1 protein-coding gene is annotated in these 1,605 nt (G+C 55.9%); it reads left to right on the top strand.

Features of this window, described 5'->3' with window-relative positions; all coding sequences use genetic code 11:
- Positions 1-860: 860 nt before the first annotated feature.
- Positions 861-1,052, top strand: a complete 192-nt coding sequence (locus ILT44_RS30290) for a hypothetical protein (RefSeq protein ID WP_204243317.1) — start codon at positions 861-863, stop codon at positions 1,050-1,052.
- Positions 1,053-1,605: the final 553 nt, after the last annotated feature.

Genomic DNA, 1,605 nt, shown 5'->3' with positions numbered 1-1,605 from the left:
CAGCCTGATCCTGCCGGACAGGCTCAACCCGATCACTCTCTGACGCTGAATGTCAGATCAAATGCCGACTACTACAAGTAACTGCGTACCACGAACCTCGCAAACGTAGTTCGCAACTAGAGGGCTTGTGCGCCTCGCCCACCCACTCAGCTATATTGCCAAGAGGGACCCAAACGGGTGGGGTTGGTCTTCGGAAGCTATCAAGCTGGTTTGATTTTTTAATCAAACACAGGAGCTAAAATCTCGGCGTGGCCCCAAGGCCGGCTGGCGAAGGGTATCGCCAGCCAGCTTTTGACCCGCCCCCTCCCGCTGCGGTCGAACCATTTTTCTCCACGTTTATGATGAGAGAAGCCCAGGACCGGTTCCTAAACAATGCGCTCTAGAGTTTTGAACACCCCCACTCTCCTGGTGGCTGCCAAAGACCACGCGAGCACTCCCTGTCCTTGATATCAGCCTCTCTTTGAATCGAAATCTCTTGGCTAGAGCTACTTTATCAGCCCCGCCGCCGCCATTGGCTGCACGCCCCTAGAACCTCATCGGGCACTCTCGAGATACTCATCTAAATCTCGTGAAGGAATAAACCAGCCGCTACTCCCGTTTACTGACCATTCATCGCCGATTCAGACGCAGGGTCGTCCTATGAGAGCCACCGACATTCGGCAGCCGTCCAGGGCATCAATTCAGGTCCTAAGCACCTCACCAACCCTGGCCTGTCAATTCATTGTGCGGTGCTTATCTTTGTTGCCTCTGTCAGTTCCTTTATCGGTGCAGTCCTCTTGCTGGCCAGTATCTGAGCAGGCAGCGCACCAGAGCATCCCTTTGAGCCAGGACAACTCCTGCTCCTAACACAGGAACTAACGATGCGTCATAAACTGGAGTTAGTGGCTCGGGCCATTCATAAAGCCGAGCATCAAGACATCTCTTGGGATAGCGAGCCCGCGGCCCGCAAGGAGCGCTTCCGAGAATATGCTCGCAATGCCATCAATCTACTGGGCGAAGACCTCGGAGTTCTCCTGCTCGCCTTGGAGGAAGCCACTGCCGGAAATCGATGAGAGATTCAAGTGCGGCGTCTAATTCTGTGTCAGTTGCGAATGCTTAGGCGACGTAGGCTCGTGGCTTCCAAGGTTTGGAGCTTCGGACCCATCAGACTGGTGGCCTGGGTTGTCAGTGGCATTTCGCGCCGCCTGCTTGTGCCGCTGGCCATACGGTCTCCACCGTGTATCTGCGCGCATTCGCGCCTTCAATTGAGTCTCCAGCCAGCGCAGGTCCTCCTGGAGCTTCTCAAGACCCCTCAGCAACTCGGCATCCGATAGGTTGTGTGAAGCGGCGCGACTGGGTGTCTGCGTCGCCCGCGCTTGGATGATGCTGCGGACCATCTCCAGGGAGGCGGGTCCCATACCCGGCATGGTCAACCAGTGTTTATCCGGGATTTGGTCCACTTCCTGGAGGCTAGGACAACGCCCTTTGAACTCAAGCAACAGTGCATATCCCACTCGCGAAGGTACGGCTTCGAGAGGAAAAGGCTCATCTATTGATCTTCACGTCACGGGTGTAACATAGGGCGGTGTCCGTCATCGTGAGGAGGTGCGCGATGGAAGGCAACGT

It is taken from the genome of Microvirga arvi (genome assembly GCF_016892765.1).
Taxonomy (GTDB): Bacteria; Pseudomonadota; Alphaproteobacteria; order Rhizobiales; family Beijerinckiaceae; genus Microvirga; species Microvirga arvi.
This window is presented reverse-complemented; position numbering and strand designations above follow the sequence as displayed.